Genomic DNA, 17,729 nt, shown 5'->3' on the forward strand with positions numbered 1-17,729 from the left:
GGGCCTGACCGGCAAGGACGGCGGCTTGATCCGCGCCAAAAAAATGGCCAGGCCGGACAAGGAAAACCCGGGCCAGGTCCTCGACATCGGCTTCGTCGGCGAGATCGACGCCATCAATCCGGCCGTCGTCAAGGCGCTGCAGGACGATGCCTTCATCCCCATCATTTCGCCGATCGGCTTCGGCCAGGACGGCCAGGCCTACAACATCAACGCCGACGTCGTCGCCGGCAAGATCGCCGAAATCCTGAAGGCCGAAAAGCTCATCATGATGACCAACATCGCCGGCGTGCAGGACAAGCAGGGCAACCTGGTGACCGACTTGTCGGCGCGCGAGATCGACGAGATGTTCGCCGACGGGACGATTTCGGGCGGCATGCTGCCTAAAATTTCATCGGCGCTGGACGCGGCCAAATCGGGCGTGAACACGGTGCACATCATCGACGGCCGCATCGAGCACTCTTTATTGCTCGAAGTGTTGACCGAACAAGCTTTTGGCACTATGATCCGTTCGCACTGAAAAAACGGCGACGCGGGTTTTATCCCACGCTGCTCGTTTTGGCGGCGCGTCGCCACACCGGTTTGCCCTTTTAGCTCAGTGGTAGAGCACTCCCTTGGTAAGGGAGAGGCCACGTGTTCAATCCACGTAAAGGGCACCATCTCCCGTTCCACCCTCCCCCGCTTTCATCGATACGCTTCAATAAATCCGCTCGACGGCCAGCCCGCGTTTGCGCAGCCATTCCGGCACGCTGCCCACGCCGACCAGATGCAGCACGCCGATGGCGGCGACGCTGTTGTTTTCCCGCGCCAGTAATTTCGCGATATTCTCGGCCAGGCCGGGGTTGCGCCCGTCGAGCAGGATTTTTTGCACAAACCGGCCGGAAAAGGTATCGTCGTCGGCCGCCTTTTGCGCCAGCGCGTCGAGCGCCGCGATGTCGGCGTCGCGCCAGGCCTGGGCGATCTGGCGCGCCTGGTCGGCCTGTTCGTGGTCGTCGATGGAGTCTATGCTCTCCTTCAAAAACAACAGCTGCTCGTCGGCGCTCAGGTGGCTGAACAGCGCCATCTGGGCGGCCACCGATTCCAGTTCCAGCACCCGCTGGTGGCGCGCGTGCGCCTGCTTGGCCAGCCACGCGTCGACCGCCTGCGCGGTGTCGTAACCCTGGGCGGAAAATTCGCTGACCGTCAGCACGCTGGCCAGCATCCACGGTTGCAGCGCGGCCGCCGTCTCCGGCGGGATCGCGAATTTGCGCAGCAGCGCGTCGAGCTGGGCGCGGTAGGCCGGCGGCAGCTGGGCCGGGGTGGGATCGCCATGGTGCGCCATGCCATACTGCTGCATCGCGCGCGCCATCTTGTTGGCGTCGCCCAGCGGATCGATCTCCAGCGCCAGCACGGTGGCCTTTTTCAGCGCGGCCGACAGGCGCGGTTCGAGCGGATAAAAATCGGCGGCGCCGACGTGGATGGTGCCGAACAGGTACAGTGTGTGGGCGCTGCCGTCCTGCGTGATCTTGAACAGGGCGCCGTGATTCGGTATCGCCGCGGCGACGGCGGGCACGGAAACCGGCAGGGGCGGCTCGGCGGCGCGGGCGGGATCGAACGCGAGGCAGAATAAACCGCAGAACATCACTATAATCTGGCGTCGCATGGCATCCTTGAAAATCAGGCTGAAAACTTCGTGAAAAATAAACGCTCAACGCCGGTCTGGCTGTTCGATCTCGATAACACGCTGCACCACGCCTCGCACGCGATCTTCCCGGCCATCGTGGCCAAGATGAACCACTACATCGCCCGCGTGCTCGGCGACGGCGTCACGCCGGCCGACGAGGCGACCGTGACCGCCGCGCGCACGCGCTGGTGGCAGCGCTACGGCGCCACCATGATGGGCCTGGTCAATCACCACGACGTCAAGCCGGCGCATTTTCTCGGCGAGACCCACGACTTCCCCGACCTGGCGCAAATGATACGCGCCGAACGGGGACTGGGCCAGCTATTGCGCCGCCTGCCCGGCCGCAAAATCCTGCTGACGAACGCGCCGCGCCATTATTCGCGCGCGGTGCTGCGCCACCTGCGCTTGCAGCGCCACTTCACGCAGCACATCGCCGTCGAGGCGATGCGGGTGCACGGCCAGCTGCGGCCCAAGCCGTCGAAGCTGATGCTGCGCGCGCTGATGCGGCGCCACCGGCTCACGCCGGGCCGCTGCATCCTGGTCGAAGACACGCTGGCCAACCTGCGCAGCGCCAAGGCGCTCGGCATGCGCACGGCGTGGATCACGCAATACCTGAGGGCGACCGGGAGCGGGCCGGCGCACACGCATGCGCCGGCGCGGCTGATACGCCCCGCTTACGTCGATGTCAAAGTAAAATCCGTCAGGCAGCTGCCGGGCCGCTTGCACCGCCTGCGCTGAAACGCCCCCGTTCACTCACCGATAGAGACACTATGGCAAGCACACCGCCGGGCCAGCGCCGGCTGCAAATCCTCCAGGCCCTGGCCGCGATGCTGGAGCAGCCGAAGGGCGACAAGATCACCACCGCCGCGCTGGCGCGCAAGCTGGAGTTTTCCGAGGCGGCGCTGTACCGCCACTTCGCCAGCAAGGCGCAGATGTTCGAGGGGCTGATCGAGTTTATCGAGACCACCGTGTTCGGCTTCATCAACCAGATCGGCGAGCAGCACGACGACGACGGCCTGGCGCAGGCGCGCGCCATCGTCGCCATGCTGCTGCAATTCGCCAGCGCCAATCCGGGCATGACGCGGGTGCTGATCGGCGACGCGCTGGTCAACGAGGACGAGCGCCTGCAACAGCGCATGAACCAGTTTTACGACCGCGTCGAACTGGCGCTGAAAAACGCCCTGCGCATGGCCGCCGCCGCCGGCCAGCTGCCCGAGGCCGACAGCGCCGCCCGCGCCGCGCTGCTGGTGAGCTTTGTGGCGGGACGCTGGCACCGCTACGCCAAGAGCGGCTTCAAACACAATCCGGCGCAGGACGCGGCGCTGCACATCGCGCTGCTGCTGGGATGATGACGACCGATATGCCGATGACGAGCACCGAAGTCTACGCGCTGCTGGACGACGCCAGCCCCGCCGGCCCCGATGATGGCGGCGGCGCGCAATCAGCATCGCCATCGCGCCTGTACACGGGCCACGCGGCGACGCTGGTGTGCCACGATGGCGCGCAGTGGCCGCGGCTGCTGGACGACATGCAGCAGGCGCTGGCGCGCGGCCAGTATGCGGTGACGGTGTGCAGCTATGAACTGGGCGCGCATCTGCAGGGGATGGCGGCGCGTCCCGACACGGGCGCGAGCGGCCCCGCCGTGCCGCTGGCGCGGGTGCTGCTGTTCGAGCGCTGCCAGTTGCTGTCGGCGGCGGCGGTGGGCGAATGGCTGGCGGCGCGTTCCTTCCCGATCGAGCGGCCGGCCGGCATCGCGCAGATCCGCGCCGACGTCGACCAGCACGCGTTCACGGCGGCGCTGGCGCGCATCCACGATTACATCGAAGCCGGCGACACCTACCAGGTCAATTACACCTACCGCTTGCGCTTCGACGCCTTCGGCACGCTGCCGGCGCTGTATGCGCGGCTGCGCGCGCGCCAGCCGGTGCCCTACGGCGCGCTGATCGCGTTCGACGACGGCGGCGCCGTGCTGTCGCTGTCGCCGGAGCTGTTCGCGCGCCACGCGCGGGGCGAGCTGACGGCGCGGCCGATGAAGGGCACGGCGCCGGCCGCGCCGTCGCGGCAGCGCGAAGAAAACCAGCGCCGCGCCGCCGCGCTGGCGGCCGATCCGAAGAACCGCGCCGAAAATCTGATGATCGTCGATTTGCTGCGCAACGATATCGGCCGCATCGCCGTCACCGGCACGGTCGCGGTGCCGGCGCTGTTCGAGGTGCGGTGCTACAGCAGCGTGTTGCAAATGACGTCGACGGTGACGGCGCTGCTGCGGCCCGATGCGACGCTGGCCGAGATTTTTTCGGCGCTCTATCCCTGCGGCTCGATCACCGGCGCGCCCAAGCGGCGCAGCATGGAAATCATCGCCGAACTGGAAGCGGCGCCGCGCGGCGTCTACACCGGCGCGATAGGATGGTTCGATCCGCCGGCCGCCGATGCCGGGTCGTTTACCGTCGGCGGCGTCGGCGGCGTCGGCGGCGTCGGCGATTTTTGCCTGTCGGTGCCGATCCGCACGCTGACGCTGCAAGCGGCCAGCGAGGGCGCGGCCGGCGTACGCAAGGGAGAAATGGGCGTCGGCGCCGGCATCGTCTTCGACAGCGACGCGCTCGACGAATTCGCCGAGTGCCGCCTGAAGGCGCGGTTTTTAACCGGTCTGTCCCACGAGTTCGAGCTGTTTGAAACCATGCACGCCAGCGCCGCCGGCGTGCGCCACGCGGAGCGGCATTTGCGGCGGCTGGCGGCATCGGCCGCGTACTTCGGCTTCGCTTATGATGGTGCGGCGGCGCAGGCGTATATCGACGCGGCCTGCGCGGCGCTGGGCGGCGGCGCGCATCGACTGCGGCTGGCGTTGAGCCAGTCGGGTGCCTACTCGGTGCAGCACGCGCCGCTGCACCCGGTGGCGCAGCCGGTGCGGCTGCTGCTGGCGCCCGATGCCAGCTGCGCCGGCGACGTTTTCCTGCGCCACAAGACGACTATCCGCGCGCGCTACGATGCGGCCTGGCGCGACGCCGAAGCGCAGGGCGCCTTCGATATGCTGTTCTTCAATGAGCGCGGCGAGTTGACCGAGGGTGGCCGCAGCAATGTGCTGGTGCGGATAGACGGCCGCTGGTACACGCCGCCGCTGGCATGCGGCCTGCTGCCGGGCGTGATGCGCGGCGTGCTGCTCGACGACGCGGCGTGGGCGGTGGAGGAGCGCGTCATCACGCGGCCGATGCTGATGGCGGCGCGGGAGGTGGTTGTCTGCAACGCGTTGCGCGGTGTGTTGACAGCGACGCTGGCGGTATAGAGGACGGCCCTACGCTGCCGCCTGCCGGTAGGCGGACATTTGCCGCCTACCGGCCAGCCTCCCTACTGCCTGATTACATCGCCAGCGCCTTTTCGACGGCGCCGACGAACTGCTTGTCGGCCGGCGTGACTTTGCTCGGGAAGCTGTCGATGACTTTGCCGTTGCGGTCGATCAGATATTTGTGGAAGTTCCAGGCCGGCGTCTTGCCGGTGATTTTAATCAGGTTGACGTAGAGCGGATTGGGCGCCGAGCCGGACACCGACGACTTGGCGAACATCGGGAATTTCACGCCATAGGTGTTGTAGCAAAAATCGGCGATCTCCTTGCTGTTGCCCGGCTCTTGCTGGCCGAAATCGTTGGACGGGAAGCCCAGCACCACCAGGCCCTGGCTGCCGTATTTGGCATACATCTCTTCCAGTCCCTGATACTGGCTGGTGAAGCCGCAATAGCTGGCCGTGTTCACCACCAGCACCACCTTGCCGGCGTACTGGCACAAGTCCTGCGGCGCTTCGTCCTGCAAACGCTTGAAGGTCTGCTTCAGGATCGCCGGGCAGCTGACGGCGGGCGCCGCCGGGGCCGCCGCTACCGGCGCGGCCGGCTGCTGCGCGTACGCCGGCGCGGCGGCGAAGCCGGCCAAAGAGAGCGCGGTAAAGAAAGTGGCAAGGGTCTTGGTCATGTTGATGGCTCGGTGATGGAATAAGGGAAAAAGCCATTCTAAACCTAAGCATCGTACCGCGTTGACAACAAACGCCGCCGACGCCGATTGATCTACATCAATGCTCCATGCAAACGAAAACCGCCATCCGTCCAGCCTCGCTATGCTGGCGGATTGGACTCGTCCCTCACCGCGAAAGCCGATCATGCCGCGCCACTCATTTTCTCCCTACGCCCGCCTGCTGCCCGCCCTGCTCGGCTTGTTCATCGCTGCCACGGCGGCGGCGGCCCAGGCGCCGGAACTGGGCGGCTATCAGGCCGACCCCGGCCAGACCACGGTGTCGGGCCTGTCCTCGGGCGGCTACATGGCCGGGCAATTCGCGGTCGCGTATTCGGCCACCATCAAGGGTGTGGCGCTGATCGGCACCGGCCCGTATGGCTGCTCGACCGAGCCCGGCGTGCCGCCCTACATCCCCTATCTGGTCAACGCGATGACGGTGTGCGGCAACCCGGCGTCGGCCGGCGTCGATCCGCCCGACGCGGCGGCGCTGTGGCGGTGGGCGCAGCTGGTGGCGCAGCGCGGCGTGATCGACGACACGGCCCACCTGCAAAATCAAAAAGTGTATATTTTCAGCGGCCGCAACGACCAGACCGTGACGCGCGCGGTGGTGGACCAGACGGCGCGGTTTTATCAGCTGGCCGGCGTGCCGGCGGCGAACCTGCGCTACCTCAGCAATGTCGACGCCGGCCACGCCATCATCACCAGCCAGAGCGGCGATGTCGCCTGCGGGCAGACGGCGTCGCCGTTCATCAACAACTGCGGCTTCGTGCAGTCGCAGGACATGCTCAATTTTTTGTACGCGGGACTCAATCCGCCGGCCGCGACCCTGAGCGGCAAGATCGTCGCGTTCAACCAGCGCAGTTTCATCAAGGGGCCGTATTCGAGCATGAACCAGACCGCCTACGCCTACGTGCCGGCGGCGTGCAACACGCAAAGCTGCCGCATCCACGTCGCCTTCCACGGCTGCCTGCAAGACGTCAGCGCGATCGGCAACCGCTTTTACGCGCACACGGGCTACAACGAACTGGCCGACAGCAACCGCATCATCATGCTGTATCCGCAGGCGGCGGTGAGCCGGGTCTATCCCTACAATCCGAACGGCTGCTGGGATTTCTGGGGCTACTCCGACGTCGATCCCTTCCTGCCCGATTTTTACGCGCGCTCCGGCATCCAGATGACGGCGGTGAAGGCCATGATCGACCGCCTCGCCGCGCCGCGCGGCAGCCACTGAGCCATGCCGCCCCTCAGATGCCGCCCATGCAGATGTATTTGATGACGAGGTAGTCGTCGATGCCGTGGGTCGAGCCTTCGCGGCCCAGGCCCGATTGCTTGACGCCGCCGAAGGGCGCCACTTCGCTCGAGATCAAGCCGGTGTTGACGCCGACCATGCCGCTCTCCAGGCCTTCGGCGACGCGCCACACGCGGCCGATGTCGCGCGTATAAAAATAGGCGGCCAGGCCGAACTCGCTGCTGTTGGCCAGCGCCACGGCCTCGTCGTCGGTGTGGAAGCGGAACAGCGGCGCCAGCGGGCCGAAGGTTTCTTCGCGCGCGACGATCATGTCGGCCGTGACGTCGGCGATGATGGTGGGCTCGAAAAAGCTGTGGCCGAGCGCGTGGCGCCGGCCGCCGGCCAGCAGGCGGCCGCCCTTGGCCAGCGCGTCGGCGACGTGCAGCTCGACCTTTTGCACGGCCTTCTCGTCGATCAACGGCCCCTGCGTGACGCCGGCCTCGACGCCGTTGCCGACCTTGAGCCCGGCGACCGCCACCACCAGCTTGCGGGCGACCTGTTCGTAGACGCCGTCCTGCACGTAGATGCGGTTGGCGCAGACGCAGGTCTGGCCGGCGTTGCGGTATTTCGAGGCGATGGCGCCGTCGACGGCCGCGTCGAGGTCGGCGTCGTCGAAGACGATGAAGGGCGCGTTGCCGCCCAGTTCCAGCGACAGTTTCTTGATCGTCGGCGCGCACTGTTCCATCAGCAGGCGGCCGACGGCGGTCGAGCCGGTGAAGCTCAGCTTGCGCACCGTGGGGTTGGCCGTCATTTCGGCGCCGATGTCCCGGGGATCACCGGTGACGACGCTGAACACACCGGCCGGCACGCCGGCCCGTTCGGCCAGCACGGCCAGCGCCAGCGCGGAAAACGGGGTCGACTCGGCCGGCTTCAAGACCATGGTGCAGCCGGCCGCCAGCGCCGGGCCGACCTTGCGGGTAATCATCGCGATCGGGAAATTCCACGGCGTGATGGCGGCGCACACGCCGATGGGCTCGCGCGTGACGACCATGCGCCGGTCCGGCCACGGCGAGGCCAGCGTCTCGCCGGCGACGCGCTTGCCCTCTTCGGCGAACCATTCGATGAAGGAGGCGCCGTAGGCCACTTCGCCGCGCGATTCTTCCAGCGGCTTGCCCTGCTCGGTGGTCATCAGCAGCGCCAGGTCGGCGGCGTTGGCCATGATGAGCTCGTACCATGCGCGCAAGATGGCGGCGCGCTCCTTGGCCGTCTTCCTGCGCCAGGCCGGCCAGGCCGCGTTGGCGGCGGCGATGGCGCGCGCCGTCTCGGCCCGGCCCATCTTCGGCACCGTGCCGATCTGTTCGCCGGTGGCGGGGTTGGCGACGGCCAGCGTGGCGCCGCCGTCGGCGTGCTGCCAGGCGCCGGCCAGATAGGCTTGCTGGCGCAGCAGGGTGGGGTCGTTCAATTGCATGGGGTGCTCCGTTGCTGGGTTGTGATGGGCGCCGCCAGTACGCCAGGACGATGCCGCGGCGGTGCCTATTCGATGATGGTCTTGGCCAGCTTGGGATCGGACTCGGGGAAGTCGAGCTTCATCTGTTCGAGCGTGGCGAGCAGGATGGAAGCGACCGCCAGGTCGCGCTTCGGCTTGGCATTGGCCGGCACCACATACCATGGCGCGTGGTCGGCGTCGGTCGCCGTCAGCGCCTGTTCGTAGGCGCGCTGGTAATCATCCCATTTCTTGCGCTGGACCACGTCGTTGGGATCGAACTTCCACTGTTTTTCCGGATCGTCGAGGCGCGCTTGCAGGCGCTCGCGCTGTTCGTCCTTGGAAATGTGCAGGAAGATCTTGACGATGGTGGTGCCCGTTTCGCTGAGCATGCGCTCGAAGTCGGCGATCTGTGCGTAGCGCCGCTTGGCTTCGTCGGCGTCTATCATTTCCTGCACCAGCGTGATGAGCACGTCCTCGTAGTGGCTGCGGTTGAAGACGACGATCTCGCCCTTGACCGGCACTTGCTGGTGGATGCGCCACAGGTAGTCGTGCGCCAGTTCGATGTCGGTCGGCTGCTTGAAGCCGACGGCGCGCAAGCCCATGGGACTGATCTGGCTGAACAGCGCGCGCACGGTGCCGTCCTTGCCGGACGTGTCCATGCCCTGCAACACCAGCAGCACCTTGCGCTGGCGCTGCGCGTAGAGCTTGGTTTGCAAGGTGTCGATCTGGGCGATCAGGCGCGCCATCTGTTCGCGGTCCAGCGCCTTGGCGTCGGACTTGCTCAAATCGGGATCGGCGGCGCGGCTGGACAGGCCGGCGTCGTCGGCGTCCTGCTCGCGCAGCTTGAATTTTTTCGGCAGGCGGAAGCGGTCGAGAGCGCTCATGGCGCGACTCCGGCGGCGGCGCCCATGGCCAGCGCGGCGGCGCCATCCGCGTCGCGCTGATGACGCAGGCGCCGGTGTTCTATCATCAGACAGGCATTCATGACCACCTCCAGCCCGGCGGCGCGCGCGCTGGCGGCCGCTTCCTCGTTGACGATATCGAGCTGCATCCACAGGCAGCGGGCGCCGATGGCGATGGCGTCGCGGGCGATGGCCGGGATCTGGTCCGGCTGGCGGAAGCAGGCCACGATGTCGATGCGGGCCTGGGCCAGCGCGTCGGCCGCCTCGGCCAGCGAGGCGCAGCAGCGCTGGCCGAGGATGGCCTGGCCGGCGTACACCGGATTGACCGGCACGATGCGGTAGCCGTGCGTCTGCAGATAGGCGGCCACCTGGTGGCTGTAGCGCTCGGGATTCACCGACAGGCCGACGACGGCGACGATGCGGCTGCTGGTGAGGATGCGGTCGATCAGGTCCATAGGGGCGCTCATTGCAGTGTACAAGCGCCCAGCGTAGCAGATCGGGACGCTGCCTGTCGCCCGCGAGCGGCCGGGGCTTTCTATGGCAGCACGATCTTGAGCACGCTGTTGCCTGAGTTGACGAGCAAGGTATGCATGTCCAGCACCTTGATGGCGGTGGGCTGGTACAGGCCGCCCGGCAGCGCGCCGGTCCGCGTGCCCGACTGGCCGCGCGTCCCGGCCACCGTCGTGACCACGCCGGCCGGCGTGATCTTGCGGATCAGGTGGTTCGTGGTGTCGGCCACGTAGACGTTGCCGGCCGGGTCGACGGCCAGCGAGCGCGGCCCGTTCAGGGCGGCCGTGCCGAGGGTGCCGTCGGCGTCGCCGCTCGTCGGCCAGGCGACATTGCCCAGCGCCTGGAATTGCTTGGCGCCCGGCGCGGCGAGCCAGACCAGGTTGTTGGCGGCATCGATGGCGTAGAGCGTGCCGCCTGGCGCAAACGCCAGGTCGGTCAAATAAGGGAAGCCATAGCCGGTGACATCGCCGAGCGAAAAGCCGTCCGTGCCCAGATTGACCACCCGGTTGTTGACGGCGTCGGCCACGAAGACCTGGCCGCCGGCGCCGAGCGCGATGCCGTCGGGCTCGGTCAATTCCTTCACGCCGATGCTTGGGTAGGAGCCGCCGCCATAGTAAGCGACGGCGCCGTCCGCCGTGATCTTGCGCACGCGCTCCATCATCAGGTCGCTGACATAGATATCGCCGGCGGCATCGGCGGCGATACCGCTGAGCTGGCCGAAGCGGGCGCTGGCGGCCGGGCCGTCGACCGCGCCGCTCACCGCGCAGGAACCGGCCACCGTGCTGACCTGGTTGGCCGTCGAAATCGCGCGCACGCAAGAAGCATCGGCCACCAGCACCCGGCCCTGGCCGTCGACGGCCAGGCCGTGCACGGCCTGGAAGCGCGCCCGCATGCCGCTGCCGTCCGCGCTGACCGTGGCCGGGGCCTTGCCGGCGACGGTGCTCACCTGCCCGGCCGCGCTCAGCAGGCGGATCACATTGTTGCCGGTGTCGGCGATATACACATCATGGGCGGCATCGATGACCAGTCCGTTCGGCTGGCGGAAGGTCGCCGCCGCCAGCGGACCATCGGCCGTGCCCGCTTGGGCCGTGCCGGCCAGCGTGCTGACGTCGCCGGCTGGGCTGAGCTTGCGTATCCGGTTGAAGTTGACGAAGTACAGATTGCCGTCCGTATCGAATTGCATGGCCGTCGGCGCGGCCAGCCTGGCCGCCGTGCCATGGCCGTCGACGGTATTGCTGACACCGGCCTTGCCGGCCACCACGGTCCAGCCGCCCGTGGGCGCGACCCGGTACAGCAGGCCGGCGCCGGCATCGCTGACATAGACATTGCCCACGCCGTCGAGCGCCAGCCCCGTGTAGTGGTGGTAATACTGGTCTTGCGGCGCCGCTTGCAGGCTGATCTTGCGGGCCGTGTCGATCTTCGCCAGGCCGATGTCGGTCAGCACGTACAGCACGCCGTTCGCGTCCGACAGGATCGCTTGCGCCGCGTACGGCAGCACCGGATAGGCCGGATCGCAGGCGCTGGTGGAAAGAGGGAAAGGCGAGGCGGGCGGAGCGAAGCAGCCGGCATAGCTGCTCACCACGCCGGCCGGCGTCAGCTTGCGGATCAGGGTGCCGCTGCGGTCGAGCACATACATAGTGCCGAGGCCGTCGGTGGTGATGCTGGTCGGCGCGGCGAAGCGCGCGTCGCCGCCCGTGCCGTCGACGATGGCCGGCACGTTCGAGCCGCCGGCGAAGGTGGTGACCTGGCCTTGCGGCGTGATGCGACGGATGCGGTTGCCGTTGCTGTCGGCCGTGTAGAGGTTGCCGGCGGCGTCCATCGTCAAACCGTTGGGCGCGTCGAAGCGGGCCTGGCCGGCGCCGCCGTCGCTGTCGCCGCCGCTGAGGCCGTCGCCGGCCACCAGGTAGACGCCGGCTTGGAGCTTGGGCATGTAGGCGACGCCGTTGGCGACCGCGGCCGCGACCTGGGCCTGGTTTTCCGGGCTGTCGCTGAAATAGTTCAGCGCCTGGGCCGGTGTGGTGCCGGTGGCCATCGCGGCCATCCAGAACTGGAAGCCGGCCGGCTCCGGCGCGCGGTGCAGGACGTTGGCGTAGAGCCCGGTTATCAGTTGCTCCGGCGTGGGATTGGCGCCGTACAGGTCGCTAAATTCCTTGCTCATCATGAAGCCGGCCGCCACGTCGACCATGCCGGCGCCGCCGTCGACGTAATCGATCCAAAAGCCCAGCCCCGGCAAATCGGGCTGGCGGTTGAACGCGGCCTGATACAGGCGGTAGGTGCGGGCGGCGGGACCGTCGGTGTCCAGTTCCACCGTCTGGTCCGCAAACACCAGGCGGGTGCCGCTGGCGTAAGTCTGTGCGCCGCCCGTGCCGATGTGATCGGTGACGGTGTAGGTGGTGTCGCCGTTGGCGCCGATAGTGTAATCGGTGTAGGGCGCGGCGATGGCCACGCTGGTCGTCGCGGCCGGGGCCGCCGCGCTCAGGCGCTGCGCCTGCGCTTGCAGCGTGGACGCACCGTCGCCGGAGCGGCCGCCGCCGCAGCCATTGAGCAGCAGCGCGGCCGCCAGTGTCGCGGCCAGTGTCAGGCGCGCGCTCGTGACGACGGCGCGATAGGGAGTCGAATGCATGGATTTCCTGTTGTTGCGTAGAGATGACAAGGGCCGCAGCGTGACGCCCACCGGGGTGGCTGTGTAAGGTCCGGTAGCGGCGGTGCGACGTCGGATAGTGACGATAGTGACGACGGTGACGACGGTGACGACCGATGGCGGTGGCGGCGATCGCGATGGCGACACGGCGCGCGCAAGCGGCCGCTATGGCCGCTGATGCGCTAGTGCGGCGGCGTCTGCTGCGCCAGCAGCTCGGCGTCCTTGGCGGCGGCGCGCTGGGCGGCCGGGCGACTGCCGACGCGTTCCATATAGTCCATGATGACCGGCGTCTTCGGCACCAGCTCGAAGGCGGTGACCCAGCGTAGCGCCGTGCCCCACAAGACGTCGGCGGCGCTGAAGGTGTCGCCCAGCAGATAAGGGCCCTGGGCCAGCTGGGTCGAGACGGTTTGCAGCATGGTGTCGTAATCGCCGTAGGGACACATGGCGGTTTGCGCCGGCGCCCGTTTCATGGCCAGGTCGACGATGGCCGGCTCGAAGCAGGAACCGTAGAAGGCGATCCAGCGCAGATAGGGGCCGCGCAGGGGATCGTCGAGCGCCGGCGCCAGTTTGGCGTCCTGGTACAGGTCGCCCAGATACAGGTAGACGGCGACCTGCTCGGTGACGAGGGCGCCGCCGTGCAAAATCGCCGGCACCTTGCCCATGGGGTTGACGGCCAGGTAATCGCTCTGGCGCTGTTCGCCGACGCTCATGTTCAGCACGTGCAATTCATAGTCGGCGCCCAGTTCTTCGAGCAAGACCAGGGCGCCGGTCGAACGGGTGCGCGGCGAGTGAAACAGGGTAACGTGGCGGTCCATTTGACGGTATCCTAACGCTGATCGTCACCATGACGAAACCATTACAATAACGCTAACTGGTGGTACCGTCTTCTAAAAAAATAACATGTCACAAAAAACAACACTTTGGCCGTCCGCGGCAAGCCGAACGGGACGGTCCCGTGGATAAGCTGGCCGCCGCCCCGGCGCTGGGCTTCGCCTTGCCGACGCCGGCCTACCTGGTCGGCGCCCTGCTGGTCGGCGCCCTGCTGTTCGGCCTGATCGGCCTGGCGGCCTACCGCTACGGCGGCAAGGTGGGCCAAGCGCAGACCAAATGGCTGGGCCTGGCGCTGATGTTGTATCCCTACGCGATCTCGGCCACCTGGTGGCTGTAACGCTCGGGGTCGACCGACAGGCCGACGACGGCGACGATGCGGCTGCTGGTGAGGATGCGGTCGATCGGGGTCATGGAGTCCTCTGGGCGGTGTACAAGGGGCCAGCGTAGCAGATCGGCTCCCGGTCTGTCGCCGCCGAGGCGGCCGTTATGGCAGCACGATCTTCAGCACGCTGTTGCCGGACGAGACGATCAGCGTTTTCCGGTCCAGCACCTTGATCGCGCTCGGCTGGTATAGGCCGCCCGGCAGCGCACCGAGGCGGGTGCCCGACTGCTCGCGCGTGCCGGCCACCGTCGTCACCACGCCGGCCGGCGTGACCTTGCGGATCAGGTGGTTCATCGTGTCGGCCACATAGATGTTGCCGTCCGGGTCCACGGCCAGCGCGGTCGGGCTGTTGAAGGCGGCCGTCTCGATGCTGCCGTCGGCATCGCCGGCATCGCCAACCACGCCGCCGACGGAGTTCAGCACTTGAAAGCGCTGGGCGTCGTGCGCGCCGACCAGCAAACGGCTGTTACCGAAATCGGTGGCATACAAGCTGCCGTTCGGCGCGAACGCCACGTCGGTCAAATAGGACCCGACGAGGCCCTTGATATCGCCGAGGCGTCGCCCGTTGGCGCCGAGATTACGCACCAGCGACGCGTCGAGCATATCCCCCGCATCGGCATCGGCCACGAACACTTGGCCCTGGTTGTCGACGGCGATGCCGCTAGGCCAGCTTAGTGCCGCCACACCGGTGCCCGGGTTGCCCTCGCCACCGAAATAGCCGACGGTGCCGGCCGCCGCAATCTTGCACACGCCTACGTGCTGATCGCTGACATAGATGGTGCCGGCGGCATCGACGGCGATGCCGCCCAAGCCGCCGAACCGGGCGGTGGCGGCCGGGCCATCGCTCATGCCGCTCACGGCGCACGAGCCGGCCACGGTGCTGACCTGGCTGGCGGCCGAAATGGCGCGCACGCAAGAATAGTCGGCGACCAGCACCCGGCCAGCGCCGTCGATGGCCAGACCGCCGATGGCCTGGAAGCGGGCCTGCGCGCCGCTGCCGTCGGTGCTGCGGGCCAGCGGCGCGGTGCCGGCGAGGGTGCGCACCTGGCCGGCCGCGCTCAGCACGCGGATCACATTGTTGCCGGTATCGGCGAGATACACATTATGCGCGGCATCGATGACGAGTCCGTTCGGCCGGCGGAAGCCGGCGCTCTGCACGGGACCGTCCAGGCCGCCCCACAGCGCGCCCGCCACCGTGCTGACGTCGCCGGCCGGGCTGAACTTGCGGATCTGGCTCGCATCGACAAAGTACAGACTGCCGTCGGTGTCGAACTGCATGGCCGTCGGCGCCGACAGGCTGGCCGTCGTGCCGTTGCCGTCCACGGTGCCGGTCACGCCGGGCTGGCCCGCCACCACGGTCCAGATGTTCGCCGGCGTGACCCGGTACAACACGCCGGCGTAGCCGTCGCTGACATAGATATTGCCCGAGCCGTCGAGCGCCAGGCTGGTATAGCGATGGCCGTACTCGTCGTATGGCGGGGTCAGCTGGCTGATCTTGCCGGCCGTGTCGATCTTGGCGATGCCCGTTTGCGTCGCAAGGTAGAGCACGCCGCTCCGGTCGGCCACGACGGCATTCGCTGCGGACGGCAGTACCGCATAGGTGGTCACGACGCCGGCCGGGGTCAGCTTGCGGATCCGGGCGCCATCCAGCACGTACATCACGCCGGCGCCGTCGGTGGTGATGCTCCTCGGCGACATGAAACGCGCGGCGCTGCCCGTGCCGTCGACGCTGGCGGACAAATTCGCGCCGCCGGCCAAGGTGGTGACCTGGCCCTGCGGCGTGATGCGGCGGATGCGGTTGCTGTTGCTGTCGGCCGTGTACAAGTTGCCGGAGCTGTCCATCGTCAGGCCATTCGGCGCGTCGAAACGGGCCTGGGCAGCGCTGCCGTCGGTGTTACCGCCACTGATACCATCACCGGCCAGCAGGTAGACGCCGGGCACCCGCAGCGGCACGTAGGCCACGCCGTTCGCGACTTGGGCCGCGACCTGAGCCCGGTTCTCCGGGCTATCGCTAAAATAATCGAGCGCCTGCGCCGGCGTGGTGCCGTTGGCCATGGCAGTGAGCCAGAACTGGTAACCGGCCGGTTCCGGCGCGCGGTGCAGGACATTGGCATAGAGCTTGACGATCAGCTGATCCGGCGTCGGGTTATTACCGTAGAGGTCGTGAAACTCCTTGCTCATCATAAAACCGGCGGCGGCATCGACCATGCTGGCGCCGCCGTCGGTGTAGTTGAGCCAAAAACCCAGTCCCGGTAAATCGGGCTGGCGGTTAAACGCCGCCTGGTACAGACGATAGACGCGGGCAGCCGGGCCGTCGTTGTCGAGTTCAACCGTCAGGTCGGTGAAGGCCAGGCGGGTGCCGCTGGGGTAGGTCTGCACGCCGCCGCTGCCGGCTTGATCGGTGACCGTGTAGCCGCCGCCGGCATCGGCGCTGATGGTGTAATTGGCATAGGGTGCAGGAATGACGGTGGGCGATATGACTGGCGCAGTGGCAAGGCGTTGCGCCTGCGCGGACGCTGGCGGCGCGGCATTGTCGGTCCGCCCGGCGTCGCCGCCGCAGCCGTTCAACAGCATCAACGCCACCAGCGCCACGCCCCAGGTTGGACAAATCGTTGCCAAAGAGGTCAAGCGCGGTACGAAGTCAGGCATATATGTCCTTGTTGAAGATGATGATCCAGTGGGCAGTCGCATGGTCGCCGCTGCGCCGGCCGCACGCGGGCGGCGTGTGCAACAGGGGAACGCGGCGGTCCATTTGACGGTATCCTTGTGGCTGGGTCGAAAACTGTTACCTTAACCTCAACTGTCACGGCAATGTTGTAAAAAATTATGCTAAGAAAAAAATTATCCCGATTAGCCTGTGGCGGCCGGCCGCATGGGAAAGGCCGTCGCCTTGAATAGCATCGACGCCACCCAGCCACTGGGATTCGCGCTACCGACGCCGGCCTACCTGGTCGGCGCCCTGCTGTTCGGCCTGATCGGCCTGGCGGCCTACCGCTACGGCGGCAAGGTGGGCCAGTCGCAGACCCGCTGGATAGGCCTGGCGCTGATGTTGTATCCCTACGCGATCTCGGCCACCTGGCTGATGTACCTGATTGGCGCCGCCCTGTGCGGCGCGCTGTACTGGTTCCGCGACTAGCGCCGGCGCGCGGCGCGCCAGAACGAAACGCTAAATTCCCGCATCGTCTCTTGCATGGCCGCCTTGCTATTGCTCACGCGCCGGCGGCGGCGCCGCGCGGTCGCGCACGCGGCGCAGCACACGGTGCAGCCGCCGCAGCGCCGCGGTCTTGTCGCGCCGGCGCCGGCGCACAAATCGCACCACCCAGTCGACGTCGCTCGACAGCGCGACAATCCAGAACAAGCACAGCGCCCAGAAACCGAGCAGATGTATCAGCATCCAGCTGACGCCGGCCACCGCACCCGCCGTCAGCAGCAGCGTCAGGCGATCCCATACCCGCCTCATCGATGTGGGCGCGCCGCGTAGCGGTACATCTTGCGCGTGCCTATTTGGGGGTTGACGAAGCCCGGATAGCGCTGCAGCATCGCCGGCAGCCATGGGGTGTTGATATGGCTCTGGCGCGCGATTGACAGTACCTCGGCGATCGAGGTGCCACCGGCCAGCGTGCGACCGGTCGCCACGGCCAGGCTGCCGATGACGGCGCCGGTATAAAACGCCACGCCGCCGGTGGCGTAGAGCCCCAGTTTTTCCAGTCTGGTGCCGGCGCCGACCAGGTCGCGTACCAGCGTGCGCGGCCCATATTTCTCGACGTATTCGATCAGCGTCTTGACCGTCTGGACCGCCAGCGCTTGTGTGGCGAACAAGGACTCAGGACAGGGCAGACCGAGCCCGTCCATGTTCTCTTTAAAATATTCGAAGAATTTCGACATACCTGTCTCCATGCTGTTGGACCGCGCATCGCGCCGGGCGTGTGCCACTACCGCACGGCTGGGCGGTTCAGTCGTAAGCGTCTGCCCAGTGACGTCTTGAGTGGGTTGGTAATTTGATCGATGATGGCGTCACACCGCTGGGAAGCGGCGTAATCTCAGAGAGCTGCTGGTAAGTTGCAGTTCCAAGGCAAGAATTCATCAACCCGGTTGAC

The 17,729-nt window shown here is 67.1% G+C and carries 17 protein-coding genes and 1 tRNA gene; 8 read left to right on the forward strand and 10 right to left on the reverse strand.

Annotation, left to right across the window (positions count from 1 at the left end):
• Both argB and Q0S71_RS15775 read left to right on the forward strand, forming a co-directional pair.
• Window positions 1-517 (forward strand): acetylglutamate kinase (gene argB / locus Q0S71_RS15770; protein ID WP_295997605.1); only part of this gene is annotated, 517 nt, incomplete at its 5' end.
• 64 nt (window positions 518-581) lie between these two features.
• Window positions 582-656: transfer RNA gene (locus tag Q0S71_RS15775), tRNA-Thr, on the forward strand.
• 38 nt (window positions 657-694) lie between these two features.
• Here the strand turns inward: Q0S71_RS15775 and Q0S71_RS15780 are convergent.
• Entirely contained in the window at window positions 695-1,639 is a 945-nt protein-coding gene (locus Q0S71_RS15780; RefSeq protein WP_295997609.1) for a TraB/GumN family protein, read from the reverse strand.
• Between the two features lie 30 nt (window positions 1,640-1,669).
• Between Q0S71_RS15780 and Q0S71_RS15785 the strand changes: the two genes are divergently transcribed.
• Genes Q0S71_RS15785 through Q0S71_RS15795 form a run of 3 tightly spaced genes read left to right on the forward strand, consistent with a single transcriptional unit; the run spans window position 1,670 to window position 4,937 of the window.
• Window positions 1,670-2,398, forward strand: coding sequence for a pyrimidine 5'-nucleotidase (locus tag Q0S71_RS15785; RefSeq protein WP_295997611.1), 729 nt, complete (start codon window positions 1,670-1,672; stop codon window positions 2,396-2,398).
• Window positions 2,399-2,430: 32 nt separating this feature from the next.
• A complete protein-coding gene (slmA, locus tag Q0S71_RS15790; RefSeq protein WP_295997613.1) occupies window positions 2,431-3,009 on the forward strand; it encodes a nucleoid occlusion factor SlmA in 579 nt (192 codons plus the stop codon).
• Between the two features lie 17 nt (window positions 3,010-3,026).
• The gene (locus tag Q0S71_RS15795) at window positions 3,027-4,937 is read left to right on the forward strand and encodes a chorismate-binding protein (protein ID WP_295997616.1); all 1,911 of its coding nucleotides are present in this window, start codon (window positions 3,027-3,029) and stop codon (window positions 4,935-4,937) included.
• 73 nt (window positions 4,938-5,010) lie between these two features.
• Here the strand turns inward: Q0S71_RS15795 and Q0S71_RS15800 are convergent, their stop codons facing one another.
• Complete coding sequence (locus Q0S71_RS15800) at window positions 5,011-5,613, reverse strand: glutathione peroxidase (protein WP_295997619.1); 603 nt, start codon at window positions 5,611-5,613, stop codon at window positions 5,011-5,013.
• Window positions 5,614-5,797: 184 nt separating this feature from the next.
• Between Q0S71_RS15800 and Q0S71_RS15805 the strand changes: the two genes are divergently transcribed.
• Entirely contained in the window at window positions 5,798-6,883 is a 1,086-nt protein-coding gene (locus Q0S71_RS15805; RefSeq protein ID WP_295997623.1) for a poly(3-hydroxybutyrate) depolymerase, read from the forward strand.
• 13 nt (window positions 6,884-6,896) lie between these two features.
• Here Q0S71_RS15805 and Q0S71_RS15810 read toward each other — a convergent pair whose 3' ends face one another.
• The 5 genes from Q0S71_RS15810 to Q0S71_RS15830 all read right to left on the reverse strand — a co-directional run bounded on the left by Q0S71_RS15810 (window position 6,897) and on the right by Q0S71_RS15830 (window position 13,234).
• On the reverse strand, window positions 6,897-8,348 hold the full coding sequence (locus Q0S71_RS15810) for an NAD-dependent succinate-semialdehyde dehydrogenase (protein WP_295997625.1): 1,452 nt from the start codon (window positions 8,346-8,348) through the stop codon (window positions 6,897-6,899).
• 65 nt (window positions 8,349-8,413) lie between these two features.
• Window positions 8,414-9,250 (reverse strand): PPK2 family polyphosphate kinase, encoded by an 837-nt coding sequence (locus Q0S71_RS15815; protein WP_295997628.1) that lies wholly within the window; start codon window positions 9,248-9,250, stop codon window positions 8,414-8,416.
• Window positions 9,247-9,735 (reverse strand): CoA-binding protein, encoded by a 489-nt coding sequence (locus tag Q0S71_RS15820; RefSeq protein ID WP_295997630.1) that lies wholly within the window; start codon window positions 9,733-9,735, stop codon window positions 9,247-9,249. The genes Q0S71_RS15815 and Q0S71_RS15820 overlap by 4 nt, the downstream gene beginning before the upstream one ends.
• A 68-nt stretch (window positions 9,736-9,803) precedes the next feature.
• Entirely contained in the window at window positions 9,804-12,401 is a 2,598-nt protein-coding gene (locus tag Q0S71_RS15825; RefSeq protein ID WP_295997632.1) for a DUF4214 domain-containing protein, read from the reverse strand.
• Between the two features lie 200 nt (window positions 12,402-12,601).
• Entirely contained in the window at window positions 12,602-13,234 is a 633-nt protein-coding gene (locus tag Q0S71_RS15830) for a glutathione S-transferase family protein (protein WP_295997633.1), read from the reverse strand.
• A gap of 140 nt (window positions 13,235-13,374) precedes the next feature.
• Between Q0S71_RS15830 and Q0S71_RS15835 the strand changes: the two genes are divergently transcribed.
• Window positions 13,375-13,587: a hypothetical protein gene (locus Q0S71_RS15835; protein WP_295997636.1), complete on the forward strand. Its 213-nt coding sequence runs from the start codon at window positions 13,375-13,377 to the stop codon at window positions 13,585-13,587.
• Window positions 13,588-13,734: 147 nt separating this feature from the next.
• Here the strand turns inward: Q0S71_RS15835 and Q0S71_RS15840 are convergent, their stop codons facing one another.
• Window positions 13,735-16,281: a DUF4214 domain-containing protein gene (locus Q0S71_RS15840; RefSeq protein WP_295997639.1), complete on the reverse strand. Its 2,547-nt coding sequence runs from the start codon at window positions 16,279-16,281 to the stop codon at window positions 13,735-13,737.
• A gap of 241 nt (window positions 16,282-16,522) precedes the next feature.
• On the opposite strand from Q0S71_RS15840, the gene Q0S71_RS15845 reads away from it, so the two are divergent.
• Window positions 16,523-16,768 carry a hypothetical protein gene (locus Q0S71_RS15845; protein WP_295997642.1) on the forward strand — a complete coding sequence of 82 codons (246 nt, stop codon included), beginning with the start codon at window positions 16,523-16,525 and terminating at the stop codon, window positions 16,766-16,768.
• A 66-nt stretch (window positions 16,769-16,834) separates the two neighbouring features.
• Here the strand turns inward: Q0S71_RS15845 and Q0S71_RS15850 are convergent, their stop codons facing one another.
• Both Q0S71_RS15850 and Q0S71_RS15855 read right to left on the reverse strand, forming a co-directional pair.
• On the reverse strand, window positions 16,835-17,092 hold the full coding sequence (locus Q0S71_RS15850) for a hypothetical protein (RefSeq protein ID WP_295997646.1): 258 nt from the start codon (window positions 17,090-17,092) through the stop codon (window positions 16,835-16,837).
• Window positions 17,089-17,517 carry a hypothetical protein gene (locus Q0S71_RS15855; protein ID WP_295997649.1) on the reverse strand — a complete coding sequence of 143 codons (429 nt, stop codon included), beginning with the start codon at window positions 17,515-17,517 and terminating at the stop codon, window positions 17,089-17,091. Before Q0S71_RS15855 ends, Q0S71_RS15850 begins: the two co-directional genes overlap by 4 nt.
• Window positions 17,518-17,729 lie beyond the last annotated feature (212 nt).

The organism is Rugamonas sp., from assembly GCF_025354735.1.
Classification (GTDB): domain Bacteria; phylum Pseudomonadota; class Gammaproteobacteria; order Burkholderiales; family Burkholderiaceae_D; genus Rugamonas.

Bases quoted from the DNA above. Each gene is read 5' to 3' on its own strand.
- Q0S71_RS15780 (WP_295997609.1), bottom strand. From the start codon at position 1,639: ATGCGACGCCAGATTATAGTGATGTTCTGCGGTTTATTCTGCCTCGCG.
- slmA (WP_295997613.1), top strand. From the start codon at position 2,431: ATGGCAAGCACACCGCCGGGCCAGCGCCGGCTGCAAATCCTCCAGGCC.
- Q0S71_RS15795 (WP_295997616.1), top strand. From the start codon at position 3,027: ATGACGAGCACCGAAGTCTACGCGCTGCTGGACGACGCCAGCCCCGCC.
- Q0S71_RS15800 (WP_295997619.1), bottom strand. From the start codon at position 5,613: ATGACCAAGACCCTTGCCACTTTCTTTACCGCGCTCTCTTTGGCCGGC.
- Q0S71_RS15805 (WP_295997623.1), top strand. From the start codon at position 5,798: ATGCCGCGCCACTCATTTTCTCCCTACGCCCGCCTGCTGCCCGCCCTG.
- Q0S71_RS15810 (WP_295997625.1), bottom strand. From the start codon at position 8,348: ATGCAATTGAACGACCCCACCCTGCTGCGCCAGCAAGCCTATCTGGCC.
- Q0S71_RS15815 (WP_295997628.1), bottom strand. From the start codon at position 9,250: ATGAGCGCTCTCGACCGCTTCCGCCTGCCGAAAAAATTCAAGCTGCGC.
- Q0S71_RS15820 (WP_295997630.1), bottom strand. From the start codon at position 9,735: ATGAGCGCCCCTATGGACCTGATCGACCGCATCCTCACCAGCAGCCGC.
- Q0S71_RS15825 (WP_295997632.1), bottom strand. From the start codon at position 12,401: ATGCATTCGACTCCCTATCGCGCCGTCGTCACGAGCGCGCGCCTGACA.
- Q0S71_RS15830 (WP_295997633.1), bottom strand. From the start codon at position 13,234: ATGGACCGCCACGTTACCCTGTTTCACTCGCCGCGCACCCGTTCGACC.
- Q0S71_RS15840 (WP_295997639.1), bottom strand. From the start codon at position 16,281: ATGCCTGACTTCGTACCGCGCTTGACCTCTTTGGCAACGATTTGTCCA.
- Q0S71_RS15850 (WP_295997646.1), bottom strand. From the start codon at position 17,092: ATGAGGCGGGTATGGGATCGCCTGACGCTGCTGCTGACGGCGGGTGCG.
- Q0S71_RS15855 (WP_295997649.1), bottom strand. From the start codon at position 17,517: ATGTCGAAATTCTTCGAATATTTTAAAGAGAACATGGACGGGCTCGGT.